The sequence below is a fragment of the Paenibacillus polymyxa genome (genome assembly GCF_015710975.1).
Taxonomy (GTDB): Bacteria; Bacillota; Bacilli; order Paenibacillales; family Paenibacillaceae; genus Paenibacillus; species Paenibacillus polymyxa.
This window is the reverse complement of the sequence record NZ_CP049783.1, coordinates 3,267,501-3,285,439: the sequence shown is the minus strand read 5'-3', so window position 1 is coordinate 3,285,439 and position 17,939 is coordinate 3,267,501. Positions and strand designations below refer to the sequence as shown.

General features: G+C 47.0%; 15 protein-coding genes, 11 tRNA genes and 2 rRNA genes (1 of these 28 only partly in view). 2 read left to right on the top strand and 26 right to left on the bottom strand.

Annotated elements, in window-relative coordinates; all coding sequences use genetic code 11:
- Nucleotides 1-13: 13 nt before the first annotated feature.
- From G7035_RS14800 to G7035_RS14785, 4 genes are all read right to left on the bottom strand, one after another.
- The gene (locus tag G7035_RS14800; RefSeq protein WP_019688327.1) at nucleotides 14-970 is read right to left on the bottom strand and encodes a cation diffusion facilitator family transporter; all 957 of its coding nucleotides are present in this window, start codon (nucleotides 968-970) and stop codon (nucleotides 14-16) included.
- Nucleotides 971-1,110: 140 nt separating this feature from the next.
- Complete coding sequence (secF, locus tag G7035_RS14795; protein ID WP_019688328.1) at nucleotides 1,111-2,025, bottom strand: protein translocase subunit SecF; 915 nt, start codon at nucleotides 2,023-2,025, stop codon at nucleotides 1,111-1,113.
- A complete protein-coding gene (gene secD / locus G7035_RS14790; protein WP_016819134.1) occupies nucleotides 2,015-3,271 on the bottom strand; it encodes a protein translocase subunit SecD in 1,257 nt (418 codons plus the stop codon). The genes secF and secD overlap by 11 nt, the downstream gene beginning before the upstream one ends.
- Nucleotides 3,272-3,361: 90 nt before the next feature.
- Nucleotides 3,362-3,619, bottom strand: coding sequence for a post-transcriptional regulator (locus G7035_RS14785; protein WP_013372642.1), 258 nt, complete (start codon nucleotides 3,617-3,619; stop codon nucleotides 3,362-3,364).
- A 308-nt stretch (nucleotides 3,620-3,927) separates the two neighbouring features.
- Between G7035_RS14785 and spoVB the strand changes: the two genes are divergently transcribed.
- Nucleotides 3,928-5,499, top strand: coding sequence for a stage V sporulation protein B (gene spoVB / locus G7035_RS14780; protein WP_019688329.1), 1,572 nt, complete (start codon nucleotides 3,928-3,930; stop codon nucleotides 5,497-5,499).
- Between the two features lie 6 nt (nucleotides 5,500-5,505).
- Here the strand turns inward: spoVB and G7035_RS14775 are convergent, their stop codons facing one another.
- Nucleotides 5,506-6,282 carry a YetF domain-containing protein gene (locus G7035_RS14775; RefSeq protein ID WP_016819136.1) on the bottom strand — a complete coding sequence of 259 codons (777 nt, stop codon included), beginning with the start codon at nucleotides 6,280-6,282 and terminating at the stop codon, nucleotides 5,506-5,508.
- Nucleotides 6,283-6,488: 206 nt separating this feature from the next.
- Between G7035_RS14775 and G7035_RS14770 the strand changes: the two genes are divergently transcribed.
- Nucleotides 6,489-6,878, top strand: coding sequence for a TIGR04086 family membrane protein (locus tag G7035_RS14770; RefSeq protein ID WP_016819137.1), 390 nt, complete (start codon nucleotides 6,489-6,491; stop codon nucleotides 6,876-6,878).
- A 69-nt stretch (nucleotides 6,879-6,947) separates the two neighbouring features.
- On the opposite strand, the gene yajC is transcribed toward G7035_RS14770, so the two are convergent.
- The 21 genes from yajC to G7035_RS14665 all read right to left on the bottom strand — a co-directional run.
- A complete protein-coding gene (gene yajC / locus G7035_RS14765) occupies nucleotides 6,948-7,283 on the bottom strand; it encodes a preprotein translocase subunit YajC (protein WP_016819138.1) in 336 nt (111 codons plus the stop codon).
- A 35-nt stretch (nucleotides 7,284-7,318) separates the two neighbouring features.
- Nucleotides 7,319-8,458 carry a tRNA guanosine(34) transglycosylase Tgt gene (gene tgt / locus G7035_RS14760; RefSeq protein ID WP_019688330.1) on the bottom strand — a complete coding sequence of 380 codons (1,140 nt, stop codon included), beginning with the start codon at nucleotides 8,456-8,458 and terminating at the stop codon, nucleotides 7,319-7,321.
- Between the two features lie 20 nt (nucleotides 8,459-8,478).
- On the bottom strand, nucleotides 8,479-9,507 hold the full coding sequence (queA, locus tag G7035_RS14755) for a tRNA preQ1(34) S-adenosylmethionine ribosyltransferase-isomerase QueA (RefSeq protein WP_019688331.1): 1,029 nt from the start codon (nucleotides 9,505-9,507) through the stop codon (nucleotides 8,479-8,481).
- A gap of 7 nt (nucleotides 9,508-9,514) precedes the next feature.
- Entirely contained in the window at nucleotides 9,515-11,608 is a 2,094-nt protein-coding gene (locus G7035_RS14750) for a SpoIID/LytB domain-containing protein (protein ID WP_019688332.1), read from the bottom strand.
- A 225-nt stretch (nucleotides 11,609-11,833) separates the two neighbouring features.
- Complete coding sequence (gene ruvB / locus G7035_RS14745; protein ID WP_016819142.1) at nucleotides 11,834-12,841, bottom strand: Holliday junction branch migration DNA helicase RuvB; 1,008 nt, start codon at nucleotides 12,839-12,841, stop codon at nucleotides 11,834-11,836.
- 50 nt (nucleotides 12,842-12,891) lie between these two features.
- Entirely contained in the window at nucleotides 12,892-13,506 is a 615-nt protein-coding gene (gene ruvA / locus G7035_RS14740; RefSeq protein ID WP_019688333.1) for a Holliday junction branch migration protein RuvA, read from the bottom strand.
- Nucleotides 13,503-14,006 (bottom strand): crossover junction endodeoxyribonuclease RuvC, encoded by a 504-nt coding sequence (gene ruvC, locus G7035_RS14735; RefSeq protein ID WP_016819144.1) that lies wholly within the window; start codon nucleotides 14,004-14,006, stop codon nucleotides 13,503-13,505. Before ruvC ends, ruvA begins: the two co-directional genes overlap by 4 nt.
- Before the next feature lie 230 nt (nucleotides 14,007-14,236).
- Entirely contained in the window at nucleotides 14,237-14,938 is a 702-nt protein-coding gene (locus G7035_RS14730; protein ID WP_019688334.1) for a BofC C-terminal domain-containing protein, read from the bottom strand.
- Nucleotides 14,939-15,051: 113 nt separating this feature from the next.
- Nucleotides 15,052-15,125 (bottom strand) — tRNA-Pro (locus G7035_RS14725).
- Between the two features lie 7 nt (nucleotides 15,126-15,132).
- Nucleotides 15,133-15,212 (bottom strand) — tRNA-Leu (locus G7035_RS14720).
- Nucleotides 15,213-15,224: 12 nt separating this feature from the next.
- A tRNA-Arg gene (locus tag G7035_RS14715) sits at nucleotides 15,225-15,301 on the bottom strand.
- Between the two features lie 5 nt (nucleotides 15,302-15,306).
- Nucleotides 15,307-15,381: transfer RNA gene (locus tag G7035_RS14710), tRNA-Gly, on the bottom strand.
- A gap of 35 nt (nucleotides 15,382-15,416) precedes the next feature.
- Nucleotides 15,417-15,492 (bottom strand) — tRNA-Lys (locus G7035_RS14705).
- Between the two features lie 28 nt (nucleotides 15,493-15,520).
- Nucleotides 15,521-15,597 (bottom strand) — tRNA-Asp (locus G7035_RS14700).
- Between the two features lie 15 nt (nucleotides 15,598-15,612).
- Nucleotides 15,613-15,689 (bottom strand) — tRNA-Met (locus G7035_RS14695).
- A 26-nt stretch (nucleotides 15,690-15,715) separates the two neighbouring features.
- Nucleotides 15,716-15,791 (bottom strand) — tRNA-Val (locus G7035_RS14690).
- 9 nt (nucleotides 15,792-15,800) lie between these two features.
- Nucleotides 15,801-15,872: transfer RNA gene (locus tag G7035_RS14685), tRNA-Glu, on the bottom strand.
- Between the two features lie 17 nt (nucleotides 15,873-15,889).
- A tRNA-Ser gene (locus G7035_RS14680) sits at nucleotides 15,890-15,981 on the bottom strand.
- Between the two features lie 3 nt (nucleotides 15,982-15,984).
- A tRNA-Asn gene (locus G7035_RS14675) sits at nucleotides 15,985-16,060 on the bottom strand.
- Nucleotides 16,061-16,078: 18 nt separating this feature from the next.
- Nucleotides 16,079-16,195, bottom strand: a 5S ribosomal RNA gene (rrf, locus tag G7035_RS14670).
- 153 nt (nucleotides 16,196-16,348) lie between these two features.
- Nucleotides 16,349-17,939: ribosomal RNA gene (locus tag G7035_RS14665) — 23S ribosomal RNA — on the bottom strand (it continues 1,355 nt past the right edge of the window).

Here is a 17,939-nt window from a genome sequence, read left to right as displayed (position 1 = left end):
TAGTCGGCCTGCCTTATTGAAGCAAGGACGACGCATCATTATCTGGCAGTTCATAGTTGGATTTATAAGGATACCCGGCTTGGTAAGAAATGAACTGCATTTGTACATGAGTCACCTGTGGAAAACGGGCTAACAGTAAATTTTTGGCTCGATCAGCAATTTCCTGCGCCTCCTGCACCGTAATCCGCGGGTTAACACTTATCGTTACATCCACTGTTATGAAATGACCCGTTTCCTGAGCATGTAAGTGTTCAACCGTTACAATACCATATACCCGTTGAATCGTCTCCATAAAGCGCTGGGAGTCTTCCTCCTGCAAGGGCTGTGCAGGCACCTGGTATGCGGTATTCATTACCATGAGATATCCTTTACGCAACACCAGACAGGCTACCAGCAAAGCTGCAGTTGGATCAAGATATAACAATGCAGGCCACTCCATTGCCTCGCCAGTCATTGCACCGATCATGCCGATCAATGCAATCAGCGATGCATATAGCGAGTACCGTTCATGGTTAGCGTACCGATCCGCTTCCGCTTTATGGCCGTGTTTAATCGAGTAGCGATATTGAAACTGAAACAACGCTTCTCTCAACACCAAAGCAATAAACACGGTAATTAATGCGTACAAACCGGGAGCTTGCGGTTCCGAACTGCTTAATGAACGAATAGCAGAAATAGCTAGTTGAAGTCCGCTCATCAGCACTAAAATAGCCAGCACCACAGATATAACCGTCCGAACTTTTTCACCGTTCCGCAACCGCGCCAGCATTCCGTGATCTGTACCACCCTTGGAAAACAGCATCTCCTGCAAACGGGAAGCACTATCCGCAGCCGTGTGCAGTGCATCCCCCATCAACGCCTTGCTGTTTGCTGCATAACCGACGGTTCCCTTTAGAACAGCCAGCGCGAGATTGCCTACAATTCCGCTCAACGCCGCAGTTTCTAATGATCGGCTGCGTTCGCTATTCACAACGTTTCCCCCTCAATCCTGAACTAACCATTTCCCGATAAAGCTCCAATCCAATATAACCGAATTCTTAAAACCTTAGAAAACCGCGCCCAAGCAGACGCGGCTTTCTCTTTAATTTATACTACTGGTATTTGCGTAACTTAAGACTTTGCAGTTTTGGCCGCTCCACCAGTTGTTGACGTCTTTTGTTTTCCCTTCAAAGCTACCCACAGCGGGCTGGCAATGAAGATGGAAGAGTAAGCACCGAACAGCAAACCGATAACCATCGCAAGCGAGAACATCCGAATGGACTCGCCGCCAAAAATGAATAGGCAGACGGAGGCAATAAACACTGTAAACACAGTTGCGAGTGAACGCGTCATTGTCTGTGCAATACTGTGATCGACGACTTGCTCCAAGTCGGTTCTGGACTTTTTCTTTGCAAATCGCAGATTTTCCCGAATACGGTCAAAAATAACGACGGTGTCATTAATGGAGAAACCGACAATTGTCAGAATAGCCGTAATAAAGGTCAAATCCACCTCAAGCCGGAAAATCGAGAATATACTAATGACGAGAAACGCATCATGCAGCAGCGAAACAATTGCAGCAACCGCAAAACGCCATTCAAACCGGATCGAAATGTAGATAGCAATAGCCACAGAGGCCAGCAAAATCGCCCAGATTGCATTTTGCTCCAGCTCTTGCGCCATTTCCGTATCCACCGTATTGACCTCAAATGATGCCTTCGGATCAAGCTCTTTGTTAAAAGAGGTTTTGAATTCATTCACTTGCTGATCCGTTAATACCTGTGAAAAACGAATGCCGAAACGCTCTTTACCTGGTGTATAATCCACCTCTTTGCCGATCCCGTTCTTGTTCAGCAAAGCTTGAATCTGTTCTTGTGTAACTGTCTTAGTCAAATTAACATCCACGTTGGAACCGGAACGGAAATCAACCCCGTAATTCAAACCAAATATCGATAAGCTCAAAATACCAAGCAATGTGATAATAATCGAGAACGTGTAAAACCACTTGCTCATCTTGACATATTTATAGTCCCAATTAAAGCGCACTGATATCACTCTCCTTCACACCAAAATACTTGGCCTTCTTCACAGCATCTGCTTTAACCAGCAGATTGAGCAAGAAGCGCGAGAAGAAGATATTTGTCAAAATACTCACGACAATATCAACGATGAGCACGAGAGCGAATCCTCGAACGGAGCCTGTACCCAGACCAAACATGACGGCTGCCGCTATAATTGTCGTAATATTGGCATCCATAACAGTACGGAACGATGCCTTACTGCCTGCAATGACAGAAGAACGAATCGTTTTGCCTGACTTGATTTCTTCTTTAATCCGTTCATACGTAATGATATTGGCATCCACCGCCATCCCGATCCCGAGCACGAAGGCTGCGATACCCGGAAGTGTGAGCACGAAACCGCCCAAATAAAAAATCGCAAGCACCAGCCAGGTATGAACGATGAGACAGAAGCTAGCTATCAGTCCCGGTACACGGAACATTGCAATCATAAAGATCAGAATGATGACCGAACCGATCAAACCGGCACGGATCGTCTGATCCAGTGACAACTGACCCAGTGTAGCTCCTACACTCTGAGAATATTTTTCCGTCAGTTTAAGCGGAAGAGCACCCAGGTTGATCGTATCTGCTAGCTTGTTCGCCTCATCACGTGTGTAGCTACCTGTAATCGAAGCACTGCCATCCGTCAATTCACTACGGACTGTAGGTGCAGACAGTAATTCATCATCCAGGAAAATAGCCAACTCTTTATTCATAAGTCGCTTTGTGATTTCTGCAAATTTAGCTTTGTCTTTTACTTTGATACTAATCTCAGGCTTGTTCAGCTGATCATAGCCTACCACTGCACCATTCTCCACAAAATCATTACCGCGGAGCTCAATTTTGCTGTATTGACCCGGCTTTTTAGCATCTGCTGCCGTTGCACTACGGAAGGTTAACTCTGCGGGTTTTTTCAGCATGGAGCGGACTTCCGCCTCATTAGAGACACCAGCAAGCCGCACGCGAATCCGATTGCTCCCCTCAGTTGTTACTTCCGGCTCAGTCGTACCAAGCGCATTAATACGTCTCTCCAAGCTTTGTGCTGTTTGTATCAGAGACTGGCTGGTTACACGTTGCCCGGCTTCCAAAGGCTGGGCTTCATATAAAATTTCAAAGCCTCCCTTTAAATCGAGGCCTAGTTTTAAACTTTTTAGTAGGCCCGGGCTTGTCCCGACCATAACACCAGTAGTTATGAGCACGACCACGATGAAACTTAGAATTCTCTTCATTCCGTCCCATGTTCCCCTTTCATTCTCAATATTCCTATTATAGCTACCCCTCAAAAAGCAGTCAATTTGAATGCAAAAAAAGACCCCCTTCTATTCGAAAGTGGAGCCCCGTAATGCGGACATCGTCAAATAGTTCATAAAGCTCGTCGCTTTAAGGGAAAGTATATCGTTAACGAGCTTGTGCAGCGGAGGAATACCCTCCTTTTCATATTTATGGCTGACGCAATTCCACACGTCCTTACTGGTGACATGTTCATAGCCTACGAGAATCAGCTCGTCTGCCTTACTTTGACAGAGTATCTCAATTGCGTCATCCCAATCCTGCTCATCCAGCTCTTCCATACCCACGATGGTCGTTCCTCCTCCAAGCGACTATCGGTTCCGCAGATCAGCAATTAGCGGGGTTATTGACTGCTTTATAGAACATTTCTGTCCTGATCTTGGAAAACCCTTCTTTTCGTCGAAAAATAGCCGTAAATCAACAATATATGCATTCATTTCGCTCGTCAATAGCAGAATTCACCACTCTCCCTCTTGTAGTCTGGATCACCTTGTTTCTAAGCTGAAAAGCTTGTCATGAACATGGACAGGTTCAGCATATCTTCTAAGGAAACACATAGACGCAGAATTTCATTTTGGGGAAGAGGGAGTTGCGATTGAAAAAGCAGACATTCATTCATGGAGCAATTATTTTATTGGCAGCGGGAATCATCAATCGGCTACTGGGTTTTATTCCCCGAATCGCACTCCCGCGTATCATCGGCCCCGAAGGAGTCGGCTTGTACCAGCAGGGGTATCCCTTTTTTATTGTACTAGTGACTCTTATTACTGGGGGCATCCCTCTTGCGGTAGCCAAGCTTGTAGCTGAAGCTGAAACGGCGGGGCAACCCGAGATGTCACGGCGTATTTTGCACACTAGCTTGCGCTTCACCATTACACTCAGCCTGATCGCCATGGCAATCTGTCTTGTGTTTGCACCTTGGATCACAAGCCATCTCCTGACCGACAGCCGTGTGTATTATACATTCGTAAGTATGAGCCCAATGATTGTCATTGTTGCTGTTTCCTCAGCTTATAGGGGCTATTTTCAAGGAAAACAAAATATGATTCCTTCCGCAAGTTCCTCCATTGCGGAAACCGTCATGCGCATTTTTTGCGTCATTTGGTTTGCTTACTTGTTACTTCCCCATGGGGTAGCCTACGCTGCTGCGGGTGCAATGCTTGGTGCTTTGGCGGGTGAATTCATTGGCATGGTTGTGCTGCTGTGGCAATACGCCTGGAACCAGCGAAAAGATCACATTCTTCAACCGAAGGCGCCTTTACCTTCAGAAGTTCATACCGAGCAATCATCCGTTTTATCACGTCTTATGTCGATTTCCGTTCCCGTTACTGCTGGAAGGCTTGTCGGTTCCTTATCTTATTTGCTCGAATCTATCTTATGCATGCGTAGCCTCGCCGTAGCAGGCATTGCAACTGGCGTGGCAACTGCACAATATGGAGCCATGCAGGGCATGGTTATTCCTGTGTTATTACTACCTGGAGCCCTTACCAGTTCGCTGGCTGTTTCACTCGTGCCTTCGTTATCCGAAGCAGCAGCAAAAGGGCATATTACCGCCATTCACAAACGTTTGCATCAATCGCTTCGTCTTGCTTTAGTCGCAGGAGCGCCATTTGCCGTAATTATGTATGTATTAGCAGAGCCGCTGTGTGTGCTGCTCTACAATAATGGCGATATTGCGGGCATGCTTAAACTCATGGCGCCCTTTGCACTTTTTATGTACATTCAGGCCCCGCTTCAGGCAGCACTTCAGGCGTTAGACCGTCCTGGAAGCGCCTTATTGAACACCTTTGTCGGAGCCATTATCAAAATTGGGCTGATTGTATGGCTTGCTTCCCAGCCTCAGTACGGTATCTACGGAGCTGTCATCGCCATCTGTATTAACAGTGCTATCGTTACCCTCCTACATGGCTTCAGTGTCAGCAGACTGCTTCGCTTTCGTGTACGTTTACTTGACTTCTGGAAAACCGGGATAGGCATGATCATTATGGCGGCAGCGGTATTATATACCTACAGACATTTAACGATTTTCGATCAAATGTGGCTCCAGTTTATTTTTTCCGCAGGCTTGGGAATTATTCTGTACCTTTTCCTGATGACCTTGATCAAAATGATCGACTGGGACAACCTCACACGCATTCCAATCCTGAGAAGATGGTTTAAAGCATAAAATAAGCTAATCTGAAGATTCTCCATAGACCGGTGGTGTAATATATACATCCCCTCTATGGTTGACCGAGCATAAGAAAACATCCTTAAAATCTTTGTGTCCCTTCGCTTGAATCTGATTTTTAAGCCAAAAACGGTTCATATCCATCCGTTCCAAATTTCGATCCAGCACCTTGCCATCCATAATTAATGGAATCGGCAGTCCCTCATATCTAAACTTTCCACCGATTTGTGGAGAAGGGTGGACTCTATTTTCCTGGTGCTCTTTGCTTATCAAATCATTCTCGCTTTGTTCCTGCTTTATTTTTTCGCGTTTAGCGCCATCGTAAATATCCTTGCTAATCACCGTGAGTTTACCTGTTGTTTCCAGAATGACATATTCAACCTCGTCCAAACTTTCTATATTTTGTTCACGAAGTTGTAACAGCAAGTCATCTAAGTTATAACGCTGCTTCGCCATTTCGTCCTTGTTTAGTTGTCCATTGGAGAACAATACACTGGGCCTACCATCAAATAGTAAGCGCAGACGCCGACTTTTCAGACTGAAATAGGAAATCCCGATTTGCAAAATTAACAGCACTCCTAAAGGAATCAACCCTTCATAAAGTGGACGTTTTATATCCTCCAGGCTGAACACAGCAATTTCCGCAATCATAATGGATATGACGAGATCGAAAACAGACAGTTTTCCGATCTCCCTTTTACCCATCAAGCGCATCACCAGATATACAATAAAATACATGAGCAGCGTCCGAAAAATATGAGCAAAAATATCGTGACTCAATAGGTTCGCCTCCTCTCCTGTACTTGCGACAAGACATTAGTCGTTCATTGTACACGTATTCTGACCGTTCCTCACTTGGCTCATACAAAAAACAAAAGGCTAAATTATTGAAATAAAGAGAAAGACTGCTTACGACTTGGTACTAACCCGGGAAGCTTGGCCATAGAATGATAATAGTTCAAACCTTGGTACAGGAGGAATTATCCATGGAGCTCATTCGCCGCTGGTGTTCGTTTCGTCTGGCCCATCCCATTTTATCCGGCTTATTTTATGCCTTTGCATGGATGCTGTTTGGCGCATTGATTCTTTCAATACTCTTGTGGATGACACAGATGCAAGAACAGGATTTATCATTGTATACGTACATCGTCCACGCATTCGCCATGCTATCTGGCGGCTTCGTCGCTGGTAAAAGATCCACGAACAAAGGCTGGTATCAAGGCGGTATTACAGGCATTCTGTATGGACTAATCGTTCTTCTAGTCGGTTTTTTGGCATTGGATGCAGGCATGAACGGTAAAGACCTAATGCACTTAGGAATCGCGTTTGTCATAGGAGCAGGTGGCGGGATGTTTGGCATTAACTTCAGCAAGTAAGTCGACATGTATGCAACACAAAAAAACCGAGCCTCCTCTAAGGCTCGGTTTTTGCATTACAATCGCATATTACGATTTAGAAACAACTTCCTCAGTTGCAGTGTCTTTTGCAATCGCATTACTAATTGCACTGCGGTCAAAGGTCAGCTTTGTCACATCATTCACACGCAAAACAACCACATCGTCCGTAATCTCCACAATTGTACCGTGAAGACCTCCGATTGTAATTACTTTATCTCCCTTTTTCAAAGCTTGAAGCATCGATTGACGCTGCTTTTGTTTTTTCTGATTCGGACGAATCAGCAAGAAATAGAAGATTACAAACATCAGAGCCAGTGGCCAGATCATTTGAAAAAGTCCGCCAGCTCCACCAGGTGCAGCCGCAGCTGTAGCAAAATGAAACACATTAAATCCCCCTTTCGTATACTCTCCCCTAAAACTTAAAAGCCTTTATCATTATCATGAAGACCGTACTGCTCAAAAAATTCATCGCGGAAATCAAGCAGCCTGTCATCCATAATCGCTTGTCTGACATTACGCATCAATTGTATTAAGAAATGCAAGTTATGATACGTTGTCAGTCGGAGCCCGAAGGTTTCATCTGCTTTAATTAAATGTCGCAAGTAAGCACGTGAATAATTGCGACAAGTGTAGCAATCACAAGCCGGATCAAGCGGGCCAAAATCGCTTGCATAATTCGCATTCCGAACGACAAGACGTCCTTGACTTGTCATCGTTGTCCCATTGCGAGCAATTCGGGTTGGAAGTACACAGTCGAACATATCCACACCACGAATGGAGCCTTCAATCAAAGCATCCGGCGAACCTACGCCCATCAGATAACGTGGTTTGTTGGTAGGAAGCAGAGGAACCGTATAATCGAGCACTTCATACATCAAATGCTTAGGTTCACCTACACTCAGTCCACCAATAGCATACCCCGGGAAATCCATGGAAGTCAAATCTGCCGCACTTTGCTTACGCAGATCTTCATGCATGCCTCCTTGTACAATGGCGAACAGACCTTGATCATGAGGACGCGCATGTGCCTCCAAACAACGCTCAGCCCAACGGCTGGTACGTTCCAGTGACTTTTTCACGTATTCATACTCAGCCGGAAACGGTGGACATTCATCGAAGGCCATCATAATATCCGAGCCAAGTGAGTTTTGGACTTCCATCGCCACTTCCGGAGAAAGAAACTTCTTATCTCCATTTAAATGAGAGCGAAAATGAACACCTTCCTCTGAAATTTTACGCATTTCACTTAAGGAAAACACTTGGAATCCGCCGCTGTCTGTTAAAATAGGACGATCCCAATTCATAAACTTGTGCAGTCCGCCCGCTTCACGGACAATATCATGACCAGGACGAAGAAACAGATGGTACGTATTACTCAAAATAATTTGAGCATCCATCGCTTTCAGTTCCTCAGGGCTCATCGTTTTAACAGTTGCTTGAGTTCCCACAGGCATAAAGGTTGGAGTCTCAATAACTCCGTGGGGGGTGTGTACACGCCCCAGACGTGCTCCTGATTGCTTGCAGGTCTTAATATGTTCGTATCTTATTGCTGGTGCCATATTTTCTCTACCATCCTTAATTAATAAATGAACATAGCGTCCCCGAAGCTAAAGAACCGATATTTTTGGTCAATCGCCTCCTGGTAAGCATGCATAATATTCTCTCTGCCAGCTAGTGCGCTGACCAGCATAACCAAGGTGGACTTAGGCAAATGGAAATTCGTAATCATTGCATCCACCACACGGAATTCATAGCCTGGATAAATAAAAATCTGTGTCCAGCCACTGCTGGCCTGTAGCACACCATCTACGAAGTTATTGCCCACCGTCTCCAGCGTTCGGCAACTGGTTGTTCCCACTGCCACGACTCTCCCACCGCGTGCCTTGGTTGCATTGAGTATATCTGCCGTTTCCTGTGACAATGAATAGTATTCTTCATGCATAACATGTTCTTCAATCGTATCCACCGACATCGGTCTGAACGTCCCTAAACCGACATGAAGTGTGATAAAGGCAACCGTAACGCCCTTCTCTTTAATTTGGTCCAGTAATTCTTCTGTAAAATGTAACCCTGCCGTTGGTGCCGCAGCAGAACCTTCGTGCCGAGCATAAACGGTTTGATACCGCTCACGATCATCCAGCTGTTCCTTGATATACGGAGGAAGCGGCATCTGCCCCAAGCGATCCAGAATCTCCTGAAAAATACCATCATATGAAAATGAAAGTACCCTTCCGCCCATATCTCCTTCTTCCTCAATAACTGCCTTCAGCTCATCACCGAAAACAATAACAGCTCCCTTTTTCAGCTTTTTGCCGGGTTTCACCAATGCTTCCCATCGGTCTCCCTCCAGTTGTTTAAGCAGCAGAACCTCGGCCTTAGCCCCAGTGTCTTGCTTGATGCCAAACAAACGTGCAGGAATTACTCTGGTATCATTCAGAACCAGCGTATCCCCTGGCTGAAGATACTGCACAATATCCGAAAATGTATGATGTCCCACTTCGCCGTTGTTTTTGTCTAACGTCAGTAATCTAGAAGCGGTCCGCTCAAGCAAAGGCGTCTGTGCAATTAATGTTTCAGGTAGTTCAAAATCGTAATCGTTTACGTTCATATATTGGTCAGTCCTTAACTATATCCACATTTTTGTAATAGTGTTGCAAAATTTTCTTGTAATCATACCCCTGCTCTGCCAAACCGTTGGCCCCCCATTGTGATAAGCCCAAGCCATGACCATTCCCTTTACCTGTAAAAATAAAGCTTTGCGTTTTGTCGATGACTCGTGCATGGCGATCTTCATTCATGACGACCACCCCGTTACCACTTGAAGTGCTGGTGCCAGATGCAGACAGAATTTGGGTGCCTTGTGTGCCGCTTATATGAGTAGTAACTCCATCAGCGCCTAATACAGTATAACTGCCGGTACTCGCAATATCAAACAGTGTGCTCGGCAGTCCCCCCATCGCTGAGCGATACATGTCCGGATATTTCACTTTTAAAGGGGTGCCATCTGCTTCAACCTCCAATACTCGCCCTGACGGACCTCGTTTGGTGACATCAAGGTGATTAATAGAGGATGGTACCGTGCCAGTTATTTTTCCTTGCAAGGACTTAGCGATTTGAGCTGCTGTAAAGGGGCCTCTAACCCATGCATAATCTCCGGATTGAGGCACCTTTTCCAAAACAATCATCTCTTCGCCCGGCTGCGCCTTTGCTACGGGTGTAACCGTTGATTGGATTTGGGGAATAGGACGCACATTTGTATTTTCCGCAGTGACGGTGATTTTGTCTAACCCTGCTTCTGTGACTCCCTCCAGCTCCTTAGCATTATCCTCGCGAATATAGCCTGTCTTGCCACTGGAGAGAAGTACGTGATACCACTCTTGTGCTCCTTTTTGTGCCGAAGTATCTCCTGAGCTGTCCACGCTCGCAAACGCCTCACCACCACTATTCCACACCTCGGAAGCATCTGCTGTCACACCGCCCGCATTAGAAGAGAATACAGCTTCGACCACTTTGCCGCCACTCTTAATAACTTCACCAGCTGTTGCCTCTACAGCCTCGTTGACATTCGCATGTTCTGAGCTCTTACCGTTGTAAGCTTGGCTTAGGGTGCCATCTACCACATTGCCGATCTGAAACCGATTGCCTTGGGCAAGCGCATAACTGCGAGCAGCTACCGCTTGAGCCTTGAGCGCTTCATCTGGCCATGAAGAATAGACCTCTGCTCCTACTACGGAATACAAATACTGCTCCAAAGGGACTTCATTTACAAGCGCCAGCTGTCCTGACGTCATGCCAATCTCCATGTCGCCGCGATATATACGCTGTGATCTTTCGACCACTTGGATTCCATTATTACCGCCGTTGACAATTACCTTGCTGTTATTAGAGCCACTTAGCATGTAATGAGACATCGCCTGTGAGCCTGTCGTTACTCCTGCTTCCTGTCTTAGAATCAGACCAGTTTGAGTAGTATTCACTTTGGAAAGGGTGAGTCTGGGCTGCTTGCTCTCCAGTTCTGTTTTCAAGGCCGACAGCTTGCTGTCATTACTTTCTTCTCCAACCCATACAGCGTACTGGCCTCTTGATTGAATTACTGTAAAAGCATCAAAGCCTGCGGCAGCAATAGTCGTGCGAACAAGATTAGCCTCCTGCTCGGTTCCGTAGCTTCCCGTCGACCAATGTTTGTTTCCCTTAACTTCGGCCTGTGCTCCGGTTGCTAAGGAAATCCGCTGCACAGCAGCCTGTGCCGACTGTTCACTAGCATATAATCCTGCATACACTTGATAGACAGAGCTACCGTTTTTTGAACCGATAAAAACAGTAGGTTTATCATTAGTCTTTTGCAGAGCTTGAGCCGCTTTTATCGCAGTCGCTTCATTTCCTTCAAATACCTTCACTCGATAGCTGTCTACACTAAAACGAGCCGTACTGTCCGGCAGTCCCATCCAAGCCTGAAAGCTTCCCCCACTGTTCTGGCCGACACTCAGGCTTCCTGATGATTTCAAAGTTACAGCGGGGACTGTCGCTTTATATTTACTACCTAGATCCGCAAAGATCACTACACGAATATCTTCTTGGGCGGCAGCAGCGTGAACGCCCGAAGACCAAGGTATGCAAGCTGTAGCTAATACCATAATAACTGCTGCTCGTTTGAAGCCGCCTGTCCACGCTCCGAAAGTTTTTTTTCGGTTCAATGTTTCTCCACTCATTTCTAGCTCCCCCAATTCTAGCTGACTAGCACTTTTATTACATGATTTATCGGATCTCGACCTGCGTATTTCCCTTTAAATACATCGGCGGAATAAACCAAATTTTGAACCCGCTCGAATCGGACTTACACACTTCTTACCTCAATTTATCTGTCTATCCATTTCATATCGCCATACTTACGAATAGCATTCAATGATTTTTAAAAGTGCACCATGGTTTTCTAGTCACCGTGGGTCTGTTGGCATTGGAATTCCAAGGTGAGCATATGCCGCCGGAGTCACCGTTCGTCCCCGAGGTGTTCTTTGTAAAAGACCAATTTGTAACAAATAAGGCTCATACACATCCTCAATCGTCTGGCTCTCTTCGCCAATGGTCGCAGCAATGGTGTCCAATCCTACAGGTCCGCCCCGGAATGAATGAATCATAGCCTTAAGCATTTTATGATCAATTTCATCCAGCCCGAGTGGATCTATTTGAAGTCTCCTTAGTGCCTCAGCAGCCAACTCTGAATGAATAATACCGTCTCCGGCCACTTGGGCAAAATCACGTACCCTTTTTAACAGTCGGTTGGCAATCCGCGGTGTTCCCCGTGAACGCAATGCAATTTCCTCCGCCGCGTCCCCGACAATCTCAATTTCCATAATATCCGCATTCCTAGACACGATGTAAGCCAGCTCGTCTGTCGTATAAAACTCTAACCGACTAATAACGCCAAATCGGTCACGTAATGGCGCAGAGAGCAACCCAGCCCGTGTAGTAGCACCTATAAGAGTAAAGGGAGGCAAATCCAAACGCACCGAACGTGCACTCGGACCTTTGCCAATCATAATGTCCAACGCAAAATCTTCCATCGCCGGATACATCACTTCTTCCACTGTACGATGAAGGCGATGAATTTCATCAATGAACAAAACATCCCCCTCTTGCAGGTTGGTCAGCAATGCTGCCAAATCTCCTGGTCTTTCAATTGCAGGGCCTGAAGTCGTACGTAAATTAACCCCCAACTCATTGGCGATAATGTTAGCCAGCGTGGTTTTACCCAATCCAGGCGGTCCGTACAATAATACATGGTCCAATGCTTCTTTACGCATCTTGGCTGCTTCAATATATACTTTCAGATTTTCCTTAACCTGATTTTGCCCGATATATTCATTTAGATAACGGGGGCGAAGGCTTAACTCCGCCGTCTGGTCTTCCATCATCAAATTGGCGGAAATAATCCGGTCATCCATATTCCATCGCTCCTCTTTTTACCAGAATCCTATCCACGGACATCAGCGTCCTATCCGGCAAACAACAGTTGCAAAGCCCGTTTCATCAAAATATCCGCTGAATCATCAGGTTTCGCATCTTTCTTCATTTTGCTCCATACCTTATCTAGCTCAGCATCCGTGTAACCGAGCGCCTTAAGCGCTTCACGCGCCTCACTCCAATACGAACCTTGACCTTCTTCTACAACAGGCTCCGCAAACAATCCGGTAGCCATTCCCAACGTCCCAATACCGTCCAGCTTGTCTTTCAAATCTAGAATCATACGTTGTGCCGTCTTTTTACCAATTCCCGGTAATTTGGTGAGAAATGTGATATTCTCCTGATAAATCGCCGTCACCACATGAGCAGGCGTACCGCCTCCCAAAATCCCAAGTGCCACACGCGGTCCAATACCAGATACATCGATCAGTTTACGGAATAATTGCTGCTCCTCACGGGTTGCAAACCCAAACAGTAAAATAGCATCTTCCCTTACATGATGATGAGTGTAAATAACCACCGGTCCTTCCGTTTTGGCGAACGCGTAAGGATTGGGACAAAATACCCGATACCCTACACCCTGCACATCCAAAACGACATATTCATTTTCCAAGTGAGCTACAGAACCACGCAAGAAATCTATCATTTTCGTAATACCTCATTTAATTTTGAATTTAGTCCATAGGAATGCGCATGACAAATAGCCACTGCCAAAGCATCCGCTACATCATCCGGTTTGGGCACAGCTTGGAGCTTTAGAAACATTCTAACCATCTCCTGTACCTGCTTCTTCTCCGCCTTGCCATACCCTACAATAGCCTGCTTTACCTGCATCGGCGTGTATTCCCCTATAGGCAAATTACGTTGTTTGGCAGCTAATACCAGCACTCCACGTGCCTGACTTACGGACATAGCCGTTGTAACGTTGCGATTAAAAAAGAGCTTCTCCAATGCTACCGCATCCGGCTTATACTTATCAATTAATTGCAACATGCCTTCATATACATGAAGCAGCCTGTCTTCTTCGGGGGTGTGTGCCTCCGTCTGGATGCAGCCATACTGCACAGGAACCACCTTACTACCAACCTTGTCTACAAATCCGAAGCCCACAATGGCAATACCCGGATCAATTCCTAGAAAACGCAAAAAAATCTCTCCCCTATCGCTCAAACATGACGTAACTAACCAACAGCCAGCACTATCGTCAATATACATGACCAAATCCCATATAAAGCGAACATATGTGTCGTTCTTTTCATTATAACAAAACTTTGTATCTAATAGAGGAAAAAGTTTAACCATGAGTGAAAACATAAAAAGAGACGCTACAAACCTCACCTCGTGGGCAAAGCCTAACGTCTCCGTACTTGGTGTAATCAATAATGCTGCTTTAATACCCTCTGTGTTCGCTCCACTGCAAAATCACTAAAAGTAGAGATTACACTGTTATACTCATTTATATCCTGTACACGGATTCCCTGCTGAAGTTGTTTATATACCCCTTCCGGCAAGGCCGTCTCCATGGACCCTATATCCAATTGAAAAAAGGTACGAATTACTTTTTCCTTTTTAGGTAGCCCTTCAAACAGTGTAAGCTGCCCATCAGTGCTTAAGCCCATATATGCGCGCTCTTTGCATGACTCTGACAAATCTTCCACTCTGCGCTCCAGCCACACTTCTCCTTTAGTATTAAGCCTTCCCTTCCAATCGGGATGTTGCTTCAGCAAATTTTCCAGCTGCTTTGAACTTAACGTTCCCAAGGAAGTGGTCTCCGTGCCACATACGTAGGTAGTTAACAAACGGGTCTTCCTGCTTATACCGGAAGCACGAATACTTTGCAATAGCTGCATCTGTGGGGATCGGTCTTCGGTCGGGCTATATGATAACTCCTCCATTTCCACCTCTGCCATAACGGGAGTAGCCAGTGGGTGCGACAGCATAGCCTGCATATGATTCGAAAACAGAACGCCCAAACCTGCCAGTAAACAAGCCGCACTAAAAATAGTACATGCCCACACTGCTCTTCTCCACTGTTTCCAGCGCCGTTTCATCTGTTTTTTCCAACTTAATCGCTTCACAGTAATCCCTTCCGTCCCACTTTTTGTGTTAGTGTGACCTGAAGATTACTTAATTATACAAAAGATAATAACATAAACAAAAAAGCCGCTGCTTCCAGCGACTTTCTTTTGAATCGGGATGACACGATTTGAACATGCGACCCCCTGGTCCCAAACCAGGTGCTCTACCAAGCTGAGCTACATCCCGAAATAGATGCCGGTGAGAGGACTCGAACCTCCACGGTTTCCCTCACGATTTTGAGTCGCGCGCGTCTGCCAATTCCGCCACACCGGCTTATGAAGTTAATGGCGCGCCCTGAGAGATTCGAACTCCCGGCCTTTTGATTCGTAGTCAAACGCTCTATCCAGCTGAGCTAAGGGCGCAAATATGGAGCGGACGACGGGAATCGAACCCGCGACCCTCGCCTTGGCAAGGCGATGCTCTACCGCTGAGCCACGTCCGCAATACAATTATATTCATGACGTATAAGTGCATGAATGGTGAGCCATGAAGGACTCGAACCTTCGACACCCTGATTAAAAGTCAGGTGCTCTACCAACTGAGCTAATGGCTCCCAACAGGGTAATGTAACTTTGTGAAAATGGCGGAACTGACGGGATTCGAACCCGCGATCTCCTGCGTGACAGGCAGGCATGTTAGGCCTCTACACCACAGTTCCATAATAGATTTAAATTGGTTGCGGGGGCAGGATTTGAACCTGCGACCTTCGGGTTATGAGCCCGACGAGCTACCGAACTGCTCCACCCCGCGACAGTAATAAGTATTTACTTTTTAAATGGTGGAGGCTGAGGGGATCGAACCCCCGACCCTCTGCTTGTAAGGCAGATGCTCTCCCAGCTGAGCTAAGCCTCCATACTACTATGACCCGTAGGGGATTCGAACCCCTGTTACCTCCGTGAAAGGGAGGTGTCTTAACCCCTTGACCAACGGGCCATGCTATAAAATAATTCTGGCGGAGAGAGAGGGATTCGAACCCTCGAGACGCTTTTGGCGCCTACACGATTTCCAATCGTGCTCCTTCGGCCAACTCGGACACCTCTCCATATGGCTCCCCGAACAGGACTCGAACCTGTGACAACTCGATTAACAGTCGAGTGCTCTACCAACTGAGCTATCAGGGAATAATAATTATAAAGTTCGCTTGGCGGCGTCCTACTCTCCCAGGACCCTGCGGTCCAAGTACCATCGGCGCTGGAGGGCTTAACGGTCGTGTTCGGGATGGGTACGTGTGGAACCCCTCCGCTATCGCCACCAAACATGAATTTGCTTCGCAAATTCTTCCGTAAGGTTATTCGGTTCATCACAGATTGTGTGAATGAATAGCTATACGCTTGTTGTATGTACTTCTACATACCTTCAAGGTGTTACACCCTGAAAACTGGATCCGAAACTTCATTGCGCCTTATCTTTAGGATAAGCCCTCGACCGATTAGTATTGGTCAGCTCCATGCATTACTGCACTTCCACCCCCAACCTATCTACCTCGTCGTCTTCAAGGGGTCTTACTAATTGGGAAATCTCATCTTGAGGGGGGCTTCACGCTTAGATGCTTTCAGCGCTTATCCCTTCCGTACATAGCTACCCAGCGGTGCTCCTGGCGGAACAACTGGTACACCAGCGGTACGTCCATCCCGGTCCTCTCGTACTAAGGACAGCTCCTCTCAAATTTCCTACGCCCACGACAGATAGGGACCGAACTGTCTCACGACGTTCTGAACCCAGCTCGCGTACCGCTTTAATGGGCGAACAGCCCAACCCTTGGGACCTACTTCAGCCCCAGGATGCGATGAGCCGACATCGAGGTGCCAAACCTCCCCGTCGATGTGGACTCTTGGGGGAGATAAGCCTGTTATCCCCAGGGTAGCTTTTATCCGTTGAGCGATGGCCCTTCCATGCGGTACCACCGGATCACTAAGCCCGACTTTCGTCCCTGCTCGACTTGTAGGTCTCGCAGTCAAGCTCCCTTCTGCCTTTGCACTCTTCGAATGATTTCCAACCATTCTGAGGGAACCTTGGGGCGCCTCCGTTACTCTTTAGGAGGCGACCGCCCCAGTCAAACTGCCCACCTGACACTGTCCTCGCACCGGATCACGGTACCAAGTTAGAACCTAGATACGATCAGGGTGGTATCCCAAGGATGCCTCCTCTCAAGCTGGCGCTCAAGATTCAACGGCTCCCACCTATCCTGTACAGATCGTACCCAAATTCAATATCAAGCTGCAGTAAAGCTCCATGGGGTCTTTCCGTCTTGTCGCGGGTAACCTGCATCTTCACAGGTATTAAAATTTCACCGGATCTCTCGTTGAGACAGCGCCCAAGTCGTTACGCCATTCGTGCGGGTCAGAATTTACCTGACAAGGAATTTCGCTACCTTAGGACCGTTATAGTTACGGCCGCCGTTTACTGGGGCTTCGGTTCATAGCTTCGCCCGAAGGCTTACCACTCCCCTTAACCTTCCAGCACCGGGCAGGCGTCAGCCCGTATACTTCGCCTTGCGGCTTCGCACAGACCTGTGTTTTTGCTAAACAGTCGCTTGGGCCTTTTCACTGCGGCCCCCTCGGGCTATTCACCCTACCGAGACACCCCTTCTCCCGAAGTTACGGGGTCATTTTGCCGAGTTCCTTAACGAGAGTTCTTCCGCGCGCCTTAGAATTCTCTTCTCGCCTACCTGTGTCGGTTTGCGGTACGGGCACCTTCTCCTGGCTAGAGGCTTTTCTTGGCAGTCTGAGATCATGACCTTCGCTACTATAATTTTCGCTCCCCATCACAGCCCAGCCTTACGATGTGCGGATTTGCCTACACATCAGCCTCACTGCTTAGACGGACATCCATCAGTCCGCGTCACTACCCTACTGCGTCACCCCATCGCTCATAGCGGATTACGGTGGTACAGGAATTTCCACCTGTTGTCCTTCGACTACGCCTATCGGCCTCGCCTTAGGTCCCGACTTACCCTGAGCGGACGAACCTTCCTCAGGAACCCTTAGGCTTTCGGCGGAT